Raw genomic sequence first — 17,045 nt, 5'->3', positions numbered from 1 at the left:
TTTTCTATTTTTATTTTAAACTAGATTCAAAAGTTAAATCACGAATTCTAAGGCCTTCAAGATGGTTTTCTTGACTTTGATTCAAAGGATTGATTTGATAGTTCCACCACCATTCATCGGTTTCTTGATTGGCTAGGTATTTCCAGTTTGGATGCTTAGTGGAATTGTACTTTTTGCTTTTAAAGACAGGCATATTGGCAATTCGAACCAAGCATTCATGCCGTTTCATATTTCCGACTTCATCAGGTGTCATTAAATCACGAGCAATCTTTTGATGAGAAAGGGATCCTGAACCTGTCTGGCCAAAGGAACGACTAGTATTTCGAACATCAATGGTTTGTTTACCGAGTAATCCACTCATAAATTTAAAGGTATCTTCATCATTCCCACCTAAGTAGACTAAGCTATCACAGTTCCCAAGAATGGTTTTCCAAGCTTCTTTTTCTTTATAGAGCCCTTGAAGTTGGGCAATATTTTGAAGAATGGGAACGAGACTCATATTACGAGAGCGGACTGTTGAGGTTTGTTCAGCAAAATCTGGAATTTCTCCGATATTTGCGAACTCATCTAAATAAACTCTCACATGAAGAGGCAATTGACCCTTAAAATCAATATCTGCTTGTCTTGTTAGGGTTTGAAATACGGTTGAAAAAAAGAGGGCTGAAAGAAAGCGAAAGGTACTATCGTTATCTGGGATAACTAAGTAAACCATTGATTTTTCCTTGCCCCATGTCTTCATATCAAGGGTATCTCTTTTGGTCAAATCCATAACACTTTGAATATTGAAGAGGGCAAATTTAGCAGTGGTTACAGCAACAACAGAATCCAGAGTCTTATCCTTATAATTTTGGAAATCTGCCCAATTTCGCATGGTAAAATTTTCAGTCCCATACTTTTTAGCATAATTTTCAAATAGAATTTCTAAGACACTTTTTTCTTGGTTTTCACCCTTGGATAAGTGTTTAATGAGTTTTGAGATTTCAGCAAAGCTTGGATAACGCCCTCGTTTTTTTCGCTCTTCCACTTCTTTTTTTTGACGTTTCAACAAGTTTTGGTATTCTGTTTGACTCAAACGACTCTCTTCAATGAGCTGTTCTCTTGTTTTGGGTGGATTATAGAAATCGACCAAGTAAGAGGCTAAAGCTCGTACCAAAGTCATAGAAGCTTCATCCCAAAATGGATCACTACGGGAGCCAGAGCCTTTGGTGTTATTGAAATAAACCGTCAGCATGCGATTCAAATCATTTTCTGTCTCTATATAGCGAAAAGGATTGAAGCCATCTGAGTTCTTCATATTGACTAAATCTAGCACCTTTACTTGGTAGCCATGTTCTAAAAAGAGTTTGCCTGTTTTTTCGGCCAAGTGATCTTTAGGATCCACGACAATATTAGAACTATTCATCTGAATCAGATTGGGTTTCACAAAGCGAAATGTCTTCCCACTTCCTGAACCTCCTATCACCGCAATATTTTTATTTCTATCATATTGGGCTAATTTTTTATCTAATAATGTCAGACGAACATCTTGTGCTAAGATCGTATCATGAGAAAATTCCTTACCGTAAAAGAGCTTCTTTTCTTTTAGAGTTCCAAAACGGGCGCTCCCGTATTCTACCCCTTCTCGGTATTGTTTTTTGCCAGTCTCTAAATAAAGATAAACCAGCAACATCATCACAAAACCTAGTAGAAAAAAAGCACTTGATTTTCCAGTAAAAGAAATATTCCATGGCGACTGAAGAACTTCATCTTGACCTTCCATCAGAAGATGAGTCCATTTATCTAGTGTATTTCCAGTATAGGAATCATACAAAAGCGTCAAACGATGAAAAAGATAGCCTAGTAAGATACCTAACAGTGAGAATAGTAGGAATTTCTTTCCACTGTACATCATCTCACCATCTCTTTCTGTTTGACGGCCCCTTCTTGTCTAAAGGTAATTTGGGATTTAGCCTCATCAATTGCATCGTCTAATGACTGATCCATGGTAAAATCAGCTAATTTCTCTGGATCATTAACCATTTTTTCTAACAGATGGTCTAAATGATTGTCTAGAATCGAACGGTCTTTCGTGTAGAAATATAGAGAATCCCCTTGCCAAGCAATGGCTAAAGGAATCTCTTCTTTTTCTAAAAAAGACTTAAATTTCTCTATATCAATTGGTTTGTCTAAAAAATCTTTTTTCAGATTAATCGTATCAATCGCATAGGGAGATTGTAGCAATTCTTCTAATTTCTGTACCCCTATCTTATAGGCGGAATCTTGTGCTAAAGCCTGACGTCTAGACCATTCTAGAATCTTTAATAGACTTCTTACAGTAAATAAAAGACTACGCTCTGCATATTGAACTGCCATTCGTTCCTGTTGTTCAGAAGACATCTGATGCCTCCTTCTTCACAAATAGCAGCTTTCCTTCTTTATAGCGATAAGCTATCAATTTCTGATGTTGCTTAATTGACTTGACAACCTGCAGTAAATCTCTCGAATAAGGTTCTCGAAGAGTGACTTCTACTGTCTTCCCATCAAAAATACCTACACGTTTAAATTCAATGTAATCTTTTTTGAGATGTCCTAAGCCCATACCAAAGGGAAAGTGATGAATCAATTGGATGGTACAACCACCTTTATTTCCCATTTGTTTCAAATCATACAAGTTTACTATCTTCATGATTAACTCCTTTATCTAGTTTGTCGCATCGTTTGAGTCTGGTAACGATAAACTCCGTGTCTGTTAGAAAATTCTCACACACGTCTTGTGCCAGTTGCCCTTCACAGGGGAATACTCTCAGTCCCTACTTACACAGGCACGCTAATCAAGACGGAGTGGATTCAATTTTCAAAGAACAGGTAGCTTTATTATAGATAAGAGTAGTTGAAATTTTTATCACATCTTTGGAGTTGTTGGAATAATCAGGTAAGTGCTAATTTCTAGCTCCTCACACAACACCGTACATACCTTCTATGTTTTATGAACAGTAGCTATCATTTACATTTTAAAACTACCATTCTATCAGAATAAAAGTCAAAAAAGACGCTTCTACTTCGAGAGATACTCATTTAATGGTTCAGCAATTCGCTCTACATCCGTTACAGAAATTTCATCACTATCACTTCTCATGATTTGTTATTAGTTCACTTTGAGGGGCTTGCTCATGAAACCAAACAGCGTAAGTCGTAAAAGAAAAAAGCAGTACAAGATTGAACTGCTTTTACGGATTCAGATAAAATAACTTTAAAATATAGAAGATATCTATTGACTGTAACTATAATTGATTTAAATTTATAACTTCATCTGCTTGATTCCAAATATCGGGATTATGAGTTGCAATGATGATTAGACGATTTTCATTTTTCATATCTAATAATAATTTCATAATTCCTTGTGAAGTCGTAGGATCGAGCGATGCAGTCAACTCATCCGCAAGTATTAATGGTGGATTTTTAAGAATGATTTTCGCTAAAGCAACACGTTGTGCTTCACCGCCAGACAATTCATATATCTTTTGTTCCAGATGAATATGAGTTAGACCAACTCTTGCTAATACATCTTTTTTTTAACTTATCTTTTTCTATATAATTACATTTAAGATTTACTAATCCTAAATCTAGATTAGTAGAAACATTTTCATTATCTAACAAACCAAAATTTTGAAAAAGATATCCTGATACTGTCAATAAAAAAGCTTAGAAAGGCTTAAAGCCTTATCCAAGCTGATATTTGTTCATCTAATTAATAATCTAAATAAAGGATCTACTTCACTTTCATAATACGAACTAAATTGGCTCTTTCTGCCTCCTCTAGTTTCAATTCTATATAATGAATAGTTTCCGACAAGTTTGGAATAATCGAGTATTCTAAACCATTTACACGTCTACGTGTTTTTTCTATTTCATCAGCCATTAACTGACACGTTTTTTCAACTTCTGCCAGTCTTAGTAATTTATCAATTAAACTATTCATTGTAGCAAATACATCATCCATTTCACTATTAGAAGATAAATAGCTGTATTCACTGTTCTCATTTTGAGAAGTAATATTCATATGCATTCTAGGAACTGTTACACTCATGATATTTTCTTTCTCAACAAATAATTCAATTTCTTTCGATGGAATTGAAAATAATTCCTCCACCATTTGAGAATTCTTTAATGATTTAGCAACTGCAAAGGATTTTAGATTATCAATTAGATAACTTTCTACTTCTTTCCGAAGTTGATTATTCTCACGAATCAAAGAAATAAATCGCCTCATCAATTCATCTCTTTTATCCTTTAATAACTTATGTCCACGTTCAGCTGTTTTCAAACGTTCCTTTAAGTTATTCAATTCCATACGAGTTGGTTTTACATTCAAACGTACCATAGATAATCACTCCATTTCTGGATTAAACTTCTACCAAAGGTAAGTATTTATCAAGCAAATCATCTTTGATACGTTTTAACTCTGTTCTAGGAAGAATTGATAGTAATTCCCACCCAAGATTCAACGTATCTTCTATATTTCGATTTTTATAAAATCCTTGGTTAATGTATTCTTCTTCAAAACGCTTTGTAAACCTCACATACAATTTATCTACATCAGATAAAGCTGATTCTCCTAATACTACTGCTAACTCTTCAACCTTTTTCCCTTGGGCATAGGCTGCAAACAGTTGATTCATAGTTGGAGCATGATCTCCACGAGTTTTACCTTCTCCAGATCCCTTATCTTTTAATCGAGAGAGAGACGGTAAAACATTGATTGGTGGACGATAACCTTGATTATACAACTCATGCGACAAAATAATTTGCCCTTCAGTAATGTATCCAGTTAAATCAGGAATTGGATGTGTTATGTCATCTTCTGGCATTGTTAAAATAGGAATCTGTGTCACTGAACCTTTTTTACCAACTAAGCGACCAGCTCTTTCGTATAGAGTTGATAAATTTGTATATAAATATCCCGGATAGCCTCGTCTACCTGGAACTTCACGGCGAGCTGCCGAGACTTCACGTAACGCTTCACAATAGTTAGTCATATCCGTCATGATAACTAGAACGTGCATATCTTTTTCAAATGCTAGATACTCTGCCGCAGTTAAAGCAATGCGGGGAGTTGCAATACGCTCAATTGCAGGATCATTTGCCAAGTTCATAAATAAGACTGAACGATCGATCGCTCCTGTTTTTCTGAGTTCTTCCATAAAAAACTCAGCTTCTTCAAAAGTAATACCCATTGCCGCAAATACAACCGCAAAATTTTCATCAGAATTTAAAACAGTCGCTTGTCTTGCTATCTGAGCTGCTAATTCATTATGAGGTAAGCCCGAACCTGAAAATACTGGTAATTTTTGACCACGTACAAGAGTATTCAAATGATCAATAGAGGAGATTCCTGTCTGAATAAATTCATCTGGATAATCTCTAGATACAGGATTAATAGCTTGACCATCAATATCTAAATATTTCTCTGGAATTAAATCTGGTCCACCATCAATTGGTTTTCCCATCCCATTAAAAATACGACCAACCATATCCTCAGATACAGCCAATTCTAGTGCATGACCAGCAAAACGAATTTTAGACTTTTCTAAATTTATTCCACTAGATCCTTCAAAAAGTTGAACCATTGCTTTATCTTCGTGGATCTCTAAAACTTGTCCACGACGAATTTCTCCATTATGAAGTTGAATTTCAACTAACTCATTGTAAGATACATTATTTACTTGTTCAACAATCATAAGAGGCCCAACAACTTCACTAGCAGTTCTGTATTCTTTTATAACACTCATTTATAGACCTCCTGTTTCTAATATCAAATGAATTTGATGTGTAATCTCATTTGATATAATTTTGATTTCATCTAATCTATCTTCTGAAACATATTTACTTCTCGCCATACGGTCTCGAACTGCCACGGTACCTTCCATAATCTCTGTAAAGTAAGAACCCAACTCTAAAGCATGATTTGCCTGATCAGCAAAAGTTAGTATATTACTTAGCATTGCTTCTTGTTTTGCAAACGAAGTGAATGTATCTACCGAATCAAAAGCGTTCTGTTGCAAATAATCTTCTCGAATTTGTTTAGCAATTTCCATCGTTAGTCGTTCATTATCAGACAGAGAATCAATCCCAACAAGACGAACAATTTCCTCTAAACTAGATTCCCGTTGTAAGTAGTTCATCGCACGAGTTATTTTACTATTCCAATCTGTCTTCTCTTTACCATCTATATAAGTGCCCACACTGTCTTTATATAGTGAATAAGATGTAAGCCAGTTAATTGCAGGAAAATGACGTCGCTGTGCCAACGGAGCATCAAGCCCCCAAAAAACTTTCACAATCCGTAAAGTGTTTTGAGTAACTGGTTCTGAAATATCTCCACCAGGTGGCGATACAGCTCCAATAGCAGTAATCGTTCCTTCACGTTCTGGAAGCCCTAGAACCTGAGAACGTCCTGCTCTTTCATAATATTCAGAGATACGACTTCCCAGATAAGCAGGATAACCCTCATCACCAGGCATTTCTTCTAGACGTCCTGACATTTCACGTAGCGCTTCTGCCCAACGTGAAGTTGAATCAGCCATAATGGCGACAGAGTAGCCCATATCACGAAAATACTCAGCCATGGTAATTCCTGTATAAATTGAAGCCTCACGAGCAGCAACAGGCATATTTGAAGTATTAGCAATCAGAACTGTCCGTTGCATAATTGATTGTCCGGTATTAGGGTCAATCAACTCAGGAAACTCATTCAGTACATCCGTCATTTCATTTCCACGTTCTCCACAACCAACATAAATAACAATATCAACATTGGCAAATTTAGCTACTTGGTGTTGTACAACTGTCTTTCCTGCTCCAAACGGTCCAGGAACTGCTGCAGCTCCCCCTTTGGTTACTGGAAAGAATGTATCAATAACTCGTTGACCTGTGATTAATGGTTCTTCTGGAATTAAACGTTTAGAAACAGGACGCGCCTTGCGGACAGGCCATTTTTGCATAAGCGTTCCTTTATAGAAACTACCGTCCAATTTTTTTATTTCATATACAACTTCATCAATTGTAAAATCGCCAGATGAAATAGAAACGACTTCTCCAGATACTCCATAAGGAACCATAATTTTATGATTAACTACCTCGGTTTCCTTGACAGTTCCAAGAATATCACCCGTACTCACTTTTTGACCAATTGCTATAGTGGAATCAAAATGCCACTTAATATCTCTATCCAAACTTGGAACTTCTACCCCACGAACTAGAAAATCATTATGAGTAGCCAATTTAAATCGATCTAATGGGCGTTGTATGCCATCAAACATTTGAGAAATCAATCCTGGCCCTAATTCAACCGAGAGAGGTTCTCCAGTTGTAACAACAGGTTCTCCCGGACCAAGACCAGATGTTTCTTCATAGACTTGGATAGATGCCTGATCTCTTCTCATTTCAATAATTTCACCGATTAACCCTAGCTTACCTACACGGCAAATATCTTGAATATTAGCCTCCTGCATACCTGATGCAATAACTAGAGGTCCCGATACTTTTATAATCTTCCCTTGAGTCAAAGTTATTCTCCTTACTAAGTCCAAAAATTATAGAATAATATTACAGACAATTTTGTACATTATTATAAAATATTGTGTCCTACTGCTTTCTCTACATTATCCTCTATACGTTTTAATCCTAAATTTAAACCTTGTTTATGAGTCGGTAATAAAATAATAGCAGGCACAACTTGAGAATCATAATGGCGAATTGTATCTAATATCATTGAAGCAATGTCTTCAGTGATATAAATGACACCATAATCAGATTGAGCTAATTTTCTTAGAGTATTTGTAGCTTCTTGTTCTTGATAGGCAGGAAATATATCAAACCCAATCATGCTAAAGGGTAAAATAATATCATAGCTACCAATTATGCCAATTTTATACTTATTAGCTTCCATAATGCGGGCGTATCCTTTCTTTTATTGATTCAAAAGGAATTGTATTTTGAAGAGCTGATATGATCATTCTAAGATTCTTTACTTCAAACTCACATCCCAATAAATATCTAGCAAGAACTAACGGCCCATCTACATTATACCTTCCTTGATCTAAAGTTTTATACAATAGTAAATCACATAAAAATTCTAACTCAGAAGATGAAATTGTTGCGTCCTGCATCTTCAATTCGTAAGTTGAAAAGATTGAATCTAAGCTTAGATTTATTTTATTGAACCACACAAATATTTCTTGATTTTCTACAATGTATATAAATTCTTTAGCAGAAATACTTCCTTCATCTGAAAGTAATTGTAAAATATCCCCATGACTCTTATTTTGAGATAAACCACGTTTTACAGTAATAATATTATAAAAGTCAATCATTGCAACAATAACCTGAGACAGCACCCCACCTAACTCATTAGATAAAAGTTTCAGATGTTTAAAATATGCTAGATCAGCTCCGACATCAAGTACACGAATATTATTAAAAGTTTCATACTCATTCCAAATTGATTCTACTTCATGAACCATAAAATCAGGAAGTGTATCTGAATGTAAGGAAGAAACTAAATGTTTTAAACTTTCTATATCAAAAATCCCTATTGGAATTAATAATTTAGAAAAATCTTTCTTAATTGCCGCCTTAGATTTTAATAAAACTTTGATATTATGATAAACATATCGTAAAGCAAATAAAGTCACAATTTTATCAGACGGACTTTCAGCATAGGCCCATCTATAATCATTGACTAATTTTGTCATTAGCGAAATCTCTGTCTGACTAGGATTTTCTAAAACGTCAATAGATAAATGATAGGGAGTTGCTTCTAAGATAAATGCCAATGTCTCCGTATCTTTGGATTGTATAATTTTTTGAAATTTTTCTTCTGTAATAAAATCGTTTTCTTTTACCGAAATCGTCGTATTTATTTTTGAAAAAAGATTAGTATCCATAAAATACCTTTCTAATTTTATTGGAATACTCCAAATTTCTAAGAAGGATTAACCAATTTCATCCTTAATTGATAAAAATTTGATTTGCTATACTTGAACTTTCTTCCTTAGAAATCGAACCAATTAATGTTTTATACAAATAGTTATCATCAATTTTACCTATTGAAATAAGTAAGCCTGATTCATTTGAGACAGGCTGTTCACTAAATAAATGATTTGGAAAAGAGAATTTCAATTTCTCTAATTGTTCCAAATTGAATTTAGCTAAAGTCCGCTCCCCAAAAGTTACTATGACCTCTTGTTGTGAATATCGTTCCAGAATTCGATAGATGAACTCCATTTCTTTATCTGCATTCCAAGATTCCATTTCTATTAAAGCAGATTGAAAAAGTTCTTTTAATATTTTCTGTTTTGATACTAACGTTGATTGGCGTTCCTTATTTTTTAATTGTTGAAAAATTATTTGATATTTCTGCTGTAAATCTTTTAACTTTCGTTCATGTTCAGCTTCTTTTTTCTTTACAATGATCGACTTTTGCATTTCAAATTCATCATCAATCTTCTTTTTGGAATCCAATAATTTCATACGCCCTTTTTCATGAGCTTGTTCAATAACAGATTCTCGTAAGTTTTCTAAATTGCTCATTTAGACACCTCCTTTGAATAGCAAATTAATTTCTTATACACGAAGGGTCAAAATGAATGATACGACAAAGGCAAGAATTGCATAGGTTTCTACCATGGCAGCCAAAATTGCTCCCTTCATGAATTCTTTTGGTCTTTTAGCCAAGATTTGCATTCCCGCTACTGCTACATTTCCTTGATGCTTAGCCGAAAAGTATCCTACAATAGCAATTGGAAGAGCTACAAAGAAATAAGCAACGCCTTTTTCCAAAGGAAGTTCTGGAGTTAATTGCAACCAAATTAAAATTCCAATAACAAAACCATATAATCCTTGTGTTCCGGGCAGTAGTTGCAATATCAAAGCTGAGGCAAATTTTTCTGGCTGTTCTTTCAGTAAAGCTGCGGCAGATTGCCCAGCCTTACCAACTCCATAAGCAGACCCCATACCGCTTAATCCAACCGCCAATACAATTCCCAATGCAGCGAAGAAAGCTCCTCCATAGGTTGAAAAATAAGTTGCTAAATGTTCCATTATATATATCCTCCATTAATTCTTTGTAATAACCTTAATATATTTCTCAGAAGCCTTCAAAGGTTGAAATGGTTTTCCTCCACCCTCATAAAACTTACCAAAAAATTCAACAAATATCAGACGTGCTCCATGAACATATCCTGATAGTAACGATAGAAAAATATTGATCGCATGTAAAAGAATGAATAATACTAATCCAATTGTCAGTTTAGCCAATGTCCCCGGAAACAAACCAACAATTAAATTGAAAGCTGATGCTATACTTGCTCCAGATAATCCTAATGCCATCAATCGAGTGAAACTAACTAAATCACCTATATAAGATGAAATATTATATAGATTAAACAATCCTGATCCAATACCTGACAAGCTTTTGGCTTGAATAATAGAAACAATCAAAATCCCCACAGCATTAAAAATAGATACCCATTTCCCTAATACAAATAACGGTCTAATATCAGGCATCAACATTCCGACAGCAATAAATAACAAGCCAAGCAGAATAACACACCACGCAAATCCTGAATTATATGCTTCTGCATATTTCTTCATTCTTACTTTTTGTAGTCCTGAAGCTAACAAACCTACAAATACTGTAATAAATCCAAACACAACTGACACTACTAATATAGTCATGACATCCGAGGTTGTAGATATCAGATGAAATGGCAACTCATATCCAAAAAATGAGCCATAGATTCCACCCCAAATTGCAACGGCTACCCCTAATATATTAAAGAATTTTAAAAATCTCTTAGTTACTGAAGGTAGATGAAAAATTTTTAATGCTAACATTGTTCCTAAAAACAATAGTAAACCATAGCCTAAATCAGCAACCATCATTCCAAAAAATGTAAAGTAAAATGGTGCTAATACAGGTGTAGGATCTTTCTCATAATATTTGGGCAGAGCATACATTTCTGTCAATAATTCAAATGGTTCAATTAAAGAGTGATTCGTTAATTTGATAGGTATTTCATCTTGATTATCCGACAATGTTTCCGATTCATAAATATAAATAGAATGTCCAAAACGCTCATCCATAACTTTTATAAAATATAAAATACGAGTTTCTTCTATCCATCCTTCTAATGCAACTAGATGCGGAGTGCTCAAAAGGTTATTCTTAGAGATTTGACGAGCATAGATAGATAAAATATAGTCAATTTGCCATTGTAAATCTATCAAATTTTTCTTTGAATCTTGCAACGATGCGATAATATTCTCTTTTTCAGTTATTAACTGCATGTTTTCTTGATCCAAATCTACTACTCGCTGCTTCGGTAATTCTTTTCTAGAATAATCAAATGGTTCAAATAAGTAGTCATCAAAATCAATAGAGCAACTGGACTGATAGAAAACAACAACACCGTACTCTCTATCATTAGAAAATATTTCTTGAACTTCGATATTGTTTTCTAAAAAATTATTGTATAAGCGATTATCTACAGTCCTTGGAATTGTTCCGACTTTTCCTCTACAGAAAGAAAATTGTTCTAAATGCGCAGGAACAATTTCTAATTTTTCCCACTTTATTAATCTCTCTATTTCCTCATTATTACTTTGAATGTTTCTTTCTAATTCATGAACTCTGTTTATTTGATCATTCACTTTTTTAAGAACACCTTCAGCAACATTAGCTTTACCAAATTTTTCTAATTCTTCATAAGAGGTTGTTATCGGAGGTTGCTGTAATAACTTAAACGTGTTTTCTTTCGGTAGGTATTCTTGTAATTTCTCTACAGTTGCTTCCAAATGTTGTTGTTTATTCAACAAATAAGTCAAGGCATCATTTCCTTCAATAACCCCATGATTGGAATTAGAAGTATGAGAAATTTGAATAGTTGGAAATACAACCTCATCTTTTTCTAGAGCTTCTGACCAGTTATCCTGAACCTTTAAATCACGGAACTGCACTGACTCTAGTTCTTGAATAGTTTTTAAAACATCATCAAGACTACTCTTAGTAAATAGTAGAGAAATTCTTTTCATCTGACTAATAGCCATATTTTTCTACCACCCTACCAATAATTTTTTCTACAAATTCTCCTCTCCTACTTGATGAAATATACTGAATCTTTGCATCATTTTCCTTGATTGTTTTATTAACCTCATCAATGAGGTTCTGTTGTTTCATTTCTAAATTGCTTTCTATTGAAATTAATTCTTCGTGACTTTTTTCATCATAACTTTTTTCTAGTTTTTCCAATTCTTTTTGGGAGACAGCTTTATACGTATAAATCTCATTATCATATGATTTTATAATATCGGTTGCAACATTCTCAATATCTTGCATTGTCGAAAATACAGAGTTAGTCATTGTGACACCTCCTTATCTTTCACACTATTTATTAGAAATTCTATCTAAGAAATTTTTTACAGCACCTATACGACCAGCTTCATTTCCTAATGTAGCTGCTACAACATTTTTAGGCAAAAACCTATTATCCATTACATTTTTAGCTAAAGAACTTTGAATTTCAGGTAACAAAATATCCTTTTTAGCCAGAATCCCACCTCCTAATATGAGAATTTCTGGATTAAGTAGATAAGAAATAGTTAATAAACCTTTTGTTAGATTTTCTACAAAAATTTCAAAAGTTTCTTTAGCGATTTTATCTCCAGAACTTAAATCAGTAAAGAAAGTGCGTCCAGTTTGATTAGTTTTCAAGCTCTTCTTTTGATATAAATGAATCAATGCGGTTGTTGAGGCTTTGCTTTGCCAATCCGAATTACCTACAGGAATATAGCCTACTTCACCAGCAGTATAGTTAAATCCGTTAACAATTTGTCCATTGACAATAATACTGCCTCCTATACCTGTTCCAATAGTAACCATTACTACATTTTTCTTATCTTTGGCTTGTCCCTTCCACAATTCACCTAATGCAGCACAATTAACATCATTTTCAACAAAAGTAGACAACCCAAAACGTTTTTCTATTTCGGAAGTAAAGTTTACTCCGATATAGCCTGGTATTGTATAGCCTGCATAGATGATTTCTCCTGTATTAGCATTAACAACTCCAGCAGTGGAAATCCCAACACCATCAATTGAATAATTTAAAATATACTCACCAATTAAATCACAGACCTGATTTAATATCTGGTTCGTTCCCAAATCATAGTCAATAATTGTTTCTATCTCTTTGAACTGATTTAAACTCGTTCCAAAATCATCGTATAAATCTGCCTTAATTGTTGTTCCGCCAATATCGATCCCTATAATCTTCATTTCATCACTCCCACATTTTTGATCTCATTACTTTTTGATAAAAAATGGGACTGGGCATTATCCCAGTCCCATCTCTATTTCTTTATTCAATGAGTTGTATCACAGAACTTTAGAAATTATATAATGACAAGAATTTACTATTCTGTTTTACAATAGTTAAGCATTTGTGATTTCTGAAAGACTTACTTTTCGATCTTCTTTAACTGATAAAGTACATGCATCAGCGGTAGCGATTGATTCTAAAGCAGCTACACCATTGAGAAGTTTTTCATATTCTTCTGTAATTTCTCCACCTTTAATGATGTCATGTAGATATTCCATTTCTTTATCAATACATGTTTGTAACCATAATGGGCAACGTACTCCTGGTTTACCGTACGCAATTGCTCCATCCATACCACGACCGGTATAGATAGCTGTACGGTCATCATCTTCCTCTTGAGTTTCATGTACCAAGAAGTGTGATTCTCCTTCACCTTTAACACGAAGAGTACCTCCAGTATTGAACAAGTCAAGTTTGATAGCTCCTTCAGTTCCTTGAATCAAGACGTAGTGTTCACCCCAACGGAAAGCATTACCATATTCCAAAACAGCATAACGATCATCAGAGTATTCTAGGTTTACAATGAGCATATCATCTTCATCACCAAAGTTTTCACCTTTATGATATACATTACCTCCTACCATTGTCGCTTTTTCAGGAAGTCCTCCCATGATGAACTGAATGCAATCTAATTCATGAATATGGTGGTACAAATGTCCTCCAGATTGAGAACGAAGTTTCTTCCATGATACAGTTGGTTGTTGTTCTTCCCAACCTGTACGAGCGGCATGGCAATAAAGAACTTTACCGATTTTACCTTGAGTAATCAATTCTTTAGCATGGTGTACACCATTAAAGAAGTTCATGATGTGACCAGCCATAAAGATAACATTATTTTCTTTACATGCGTCAACCATGGCTTTACAATCTTCATAAGACAATGCAATTGGCTTTTCACAAAATACGTGTTTGCCATGTTGAGCAGCTTTCACAACAGGTTCACGGTGAAGGTAGCTAGGTGAAGCTACGATCACACAATCAATATCTTCACGTGCTACAAGTTCATCTAAACTTGCACAAACATCTGATCCCAACTCTTGAGCAACTTCTTCTCCATGATTTGGGTCAAATACCGCAACCACTTTTGCATCTTCAATTTTGTTCATTGAGCGAGCCAAATCAGCTCCAAAATATCCAGCTCCAACAATACCGTAATTTACCATAATTTTTATCCTCTTTCAATATATTTAAATTTCAGCTTTAATTCTTTTTCAAATCTTCAATCTTAAATGTTACATATGGTACAACATTTTTCATATGAAGTTCATTACGAGACCATGAATCAAATTTTTCAAACATCAATCCAATTTCATGATTTGGTAACTCTGTCAATGTTGAATATGAGTATCCATAGTTACTATAATCAACATCGTGATGATAACGCCAATCAATTGTATTATCATCATTAATTAGACCAATCGAAATTTGTCCGTGTTTACGACCATTTGTGGAGTTTGGAGTACTTAAAATGACAGCCTTTTTACCATCAATCAATTGACTATAATTGATGATTGATAATTGTGTTCCATAACTTGGATTTGAAACAAAATTCAAATATTCCGGCGCACTCCAAGTAGTACCTGCGTCTTTACTTGTTAAATATGCAATTTTACCATTATTTGTACGCATGTATGCTTGAATTACTCCTGGACTCAATTCTACAAATTGTGCTTCTGCTGACCAACTAGAAGGAAGTGGCACAACTTTAACTTTCCAAGACGCTCCGTTATCGTCACTATAAATGAATGCAGACTCTTTACCAGTGTAAGACGGAATAAGAATACGTCCAGTTGAGCTTTCAATGATTCCACGTCCAGGACCCAAATAAGGCGCATTCCGATTAAGTCCCATTATAGGAGGTAATAAAGTTGGTGCAGACCAAGATTCGCCATGATCATTACTAGAAATATATGCAATATAGTTCGTTGGCACTACTTTGAATAATGCATCTTTGTAGAAGATATTCATATGGACTTTAGTCCCATTACGATATTCAGTCTTTTTATTATTTTCAAATGAAACCGAATATTGCTCTACCGTCAAATAATTACCATTTTGTTTAATACCGAATTTTTTATCTACTGAAAATTCAGTTGGTCTGTTGGTACGATCGTCGTATACAGTACCATTCTCACGAATAGTATAATTATAATCAGTATCACCTTGTTTCTTTAATTTAAGGTAATAATTACCATCAATTTGTTTATAACCTGAATCTTTTCTAGTAGCTTCTCTAAAACTTACTCCAGCAGGCATAACATCAGCAAACATGAGTACTTGTTTGTTATTTTTTTCAACAATAACAGAGTCAATATAGGTTGCACCACCGCTGATTTGTAAGTCACGTCCACCAACATCACGAGGCCATTCTAATGGTACTGGCGCAAAATCATCGAATGCCAATGTTAATTTTGGTTTAGTCCATGTCTTACCATTATCATCACTATAACTTGTAGCAATATTAATTTTATTCAAGAAATCATGAGTTCCACCGTAACGAGCGTCAATGCTTGAAAAAACCCGACCATTGCTAAAAGTATACAGAACTGGAATACGGAAATAGTTAGAACCTGTTGTATCATTAGCCGTATAAATTAAATGTCCAGTAACAGCGTTTGTTGTCAACTTTTTAACAGTTTCTTCATCCAATGCACTATTAAAGAATTTGATATTTTCTAGTGTCCCGTTAAAACCAAACGCCGTTTTTCCTGCACGTTTCACTCCCCCAAGCATATAGTAATCAATACCTTTAATATCCTTGATGTTTAGGAAGTTATCCACTTTCTTTTCTACTACTTTTGTACCATTAGCATATAAAGAATATGTTTTTTTGACTGAATCTGCTACTACTGCAACAGTGTTAGTCACAGCCTCTTGTTTGTACTTACCCCAAACTGAAGCAGGTCTGGATACTAGGTGATTTTTATTGGAAGAAGTATCACGCGCTTCCATTCCCAATTCACCATTGTCTCTAAGGAACACATCTACATAACTATTTTGTTGACCGGGTTTAGAATTAGATATTCCAAACAGAGCTTGTAAACCTTTCTCACTAGACTGATTGTACTTAATCACTACAGTAAAGTCACCGCTAGTAAATTTATCCTTTAACTCATTAGTAACATTTTCTCCGCCCCCTGTTAAAGTAACATTATTTTTTTCTAAGACAGGAGTTTCTTCCGCTGTAGAAGATCGATCCTTAACAGTAGTTTCGACTGTTCGAGGTTGTACAGTAACTTCCGAAGAATTATCCGATTTAGGTTGTACTCCCGAAATCGCATCCTCTGTAGAAGATTGATCCTTAACAGTAGTTTCAACTGTTCGAGGTTGTCCAGTAATTTCCGAAGAATTATCCGATTTAGGTTGTACTCCCGAAATCGCATCCTCTGTAGAAGATTGATCCTTAACAGTAGTTTCAACTGTTCGAGGTTGTCCAGTAACTTCCGAAGAGTTACCCGATTTATGTTGTACTTCCGAAATCGAAGTCGTTGGTGCAACAGGTTGCACCAACTCTGGTGTTGATACTTCAGAAGTTTCAGTCTCCTGAGCTGCAACTGAGTTAGCAACAAATGCTGATAATACCACTACAGTACCTAAGGTTACATATTGTTTAATATTTTTTTTCAT

At 34.6% G+C, this 17,045-nt stretch carries 15 protein-coding genes and 1 pseudogene; all 16 read right to left on the bottom strand.

Translation table 11 applies throughout. The features are described from left to right. Nucleotides 1-10 precede the first annotated feature (10 nt). Complete coding sequence (locus M594_RS04785; protein ID WP_173876742.1) at nt 11-1,888, bottom strand: VirD4-like conjugal transfer protein, CD1115 family; 1,878 nt, start codon at nt 1,886-1,888, stop codon at nt 11-13. Continuing rightward, complete coding sequence (locus M594_RS04780; RefSeq protein ID WP_173876108.1) at nt 1,888-2,376, bottom strand: hypothetical protein; 489 nt, start codon at nt 2,374-2,376, stop codon at nt 1,888-1,890. The genes M594_RS04785 and M594_RS04780 overlap by 1 nt, the downstream gene beginning before the upstream one ends. Next, complete coding sequence (locus M594_RS04775) at nt 2,366-2,665, bottom strand: hypothetical protein (RefSeq protein WP_084953958.1); 300 nt, start codon at nt 2,663-2,665, stop codon at nt 2,366-2,368. The genes M594_RS04780 and M594_RS04775 overlap by 11 nt, the downstream gene beginning before the upstream one ends. Before the next feature lie 595 nt (nt 2,666-3,260). Further along, nucleotides 3,261-3,660, bottom strand: a pseudogene (locus tag M594_RS04770) (ATP-binding cassette domain-containing protein); the annotation flags it as partial. A gap of 88 nt (nt 3,661-3,748) precedes the next feature. Beyond that, nucleotides 3,749-4,360, bottom strand: a complete 612-nt coding sequence (locus M594_RS04765; protein WP_000251932.1) for a V-type ATP synthase subunit D — start codon at nt 4,358-4,360, stop codon at nt 3,749-3,751. Between the two features lie 22 nt (nt 4,361-4,382). Then, a complete protein-coding gene (locus M594_RS04760; RefSeq protein WP_000111248.1) occupies nt 4,383-5,768 on the bottom strand; it encodes a V-type ATP synthase subunit B in 1,386 nt (461 codons plus the stop codon). Continuing rightward, nucleotides 5,769-7,544, bottom strand: coding sequence for a V-type ATP synthase subunit A (locus M594_RS04755; protein WP_045611596.1), 1,776 nt, complete (start codon nt 7,542-7,544; stop codon nt 5,769-5,771). A gap of 62 nt (nt 7,545-7,606) precedes the next feature. Beyond that, nucleotides 7,607-7,927, bottom strand: a complete 321-nt coding sequence (locus M594_RS04750; RefSeq protein ID WP_045611598.1) for a V-type ATP synthase subunit F — start codon at nt 7,925-7,927, stop codon at nt 7,607-7,609. Beyond that, nucleotides 7,917-8,924 (bottom strand): V-type ATPase subunit, encoded by a 1,008-nt coding sequence (locus tag M594_RS04745; RefSeq protein ID WP_045611600.1) that lies wholly within the window; start codon nt 8,922-8,924, stop codon nt 7,917-7,919. The genes M594_RS04750 and M594_RS04745 overlap by 11 nt, the downstream gene beginning before the upstream one ends. A gap of 64 nt (nt 8,925-8,988) precedes the next feature. Then, on the bottom strand, nt 8,989-9,570 hold the full coding sequence (locus tag M594_RS04740; protein WP_045611601.1) for a hypothetical protein: 582 nt from the start codon (nt 9,568-9,570) through the stop codon (nt 8,989-8,991). Nucleotides 9,571-9,603: 33 nt separating this feature from the next. After that, nucleotides 9,604-10,080 (bottom strand): V-type ATP synthase subunit K, encoded by a 477-nt coding sequence (locus M594_RS04735; RefSeq protein WP_000400484.1) that lies wholly within the window; start codon nt 10,078-10,080, stop codon nt 9,604-9,606. A 15-nt stretch (nt 10,081-10,095) separates the two neighbouring features. Next, entirely contained in the window at nt 10,096-12,087 is a 1,992-nt protein-coding gene (locus M594_RS04730) for a V-type ATP synthase subunit I (protein ID WP_045611603.1), read from the bottom strand. Next, entirely contained in the window at nt 12,077-12,400 is a 324-nt protein-coding gene (locus tag M594_RS04725; RefSeq protein WP_000185368.1) for a hypothetical protein, read from the bottom strand. Before M594_RS04725 ends, M594_RS04730 begins: the two co-directional genes overlap by 11 nt. Before the next feature lie 24 nt (nt 12,401-12,424). Beyond that, on the bottom strand, nt 12,425-13,315 hold the full coding sequence (locus M594_RS04720) for an ROK family protein (protein WP_045611605.1): 891 nt from the start codon (nt 13,313-13,315) through the stop codon (nt 12,425-12,427). 156 nt (nt 13,316-13,471) lie between these two features. Beyond that, a complete protein-coding gene (locus M594_RS04715; protein WP_000248712.1) occupies nt 13,472-14,581 on the bottom strand; it encodes a Gfo/Idh/MocA family protein in 1,110 nt (369 codons plus the stop codon). Nucleotides 14,582-14,618: 37 nt separating this feature from the next. Continuing rightward, the gene (locus M594_RS04710; RefSeq protein WP_254597232.1) at nt 14,619-17,045 is read right to left on the bottom strand and encodes a sialidase family protein; all 2,427 of its coding nucleotides are present in this window, start codon (nt 17,043-17,045) and stop codon (nt 14,619-14,621) included.

The sequence above is a fragment of the Streptococcus mitis genome, from assembly GCF_013305725.1.
In the GTDB taxonomy this organism is placed as follows: domain Bacteria; phylum Bacillota; class Bacilli; order Lactobacillales; family Streptococcaceae; genus Streptococcus; species Streptococcus mitis_BO.
This window is presented reverse-complemented; position numbering and strand designations above follow the sequence as displayed.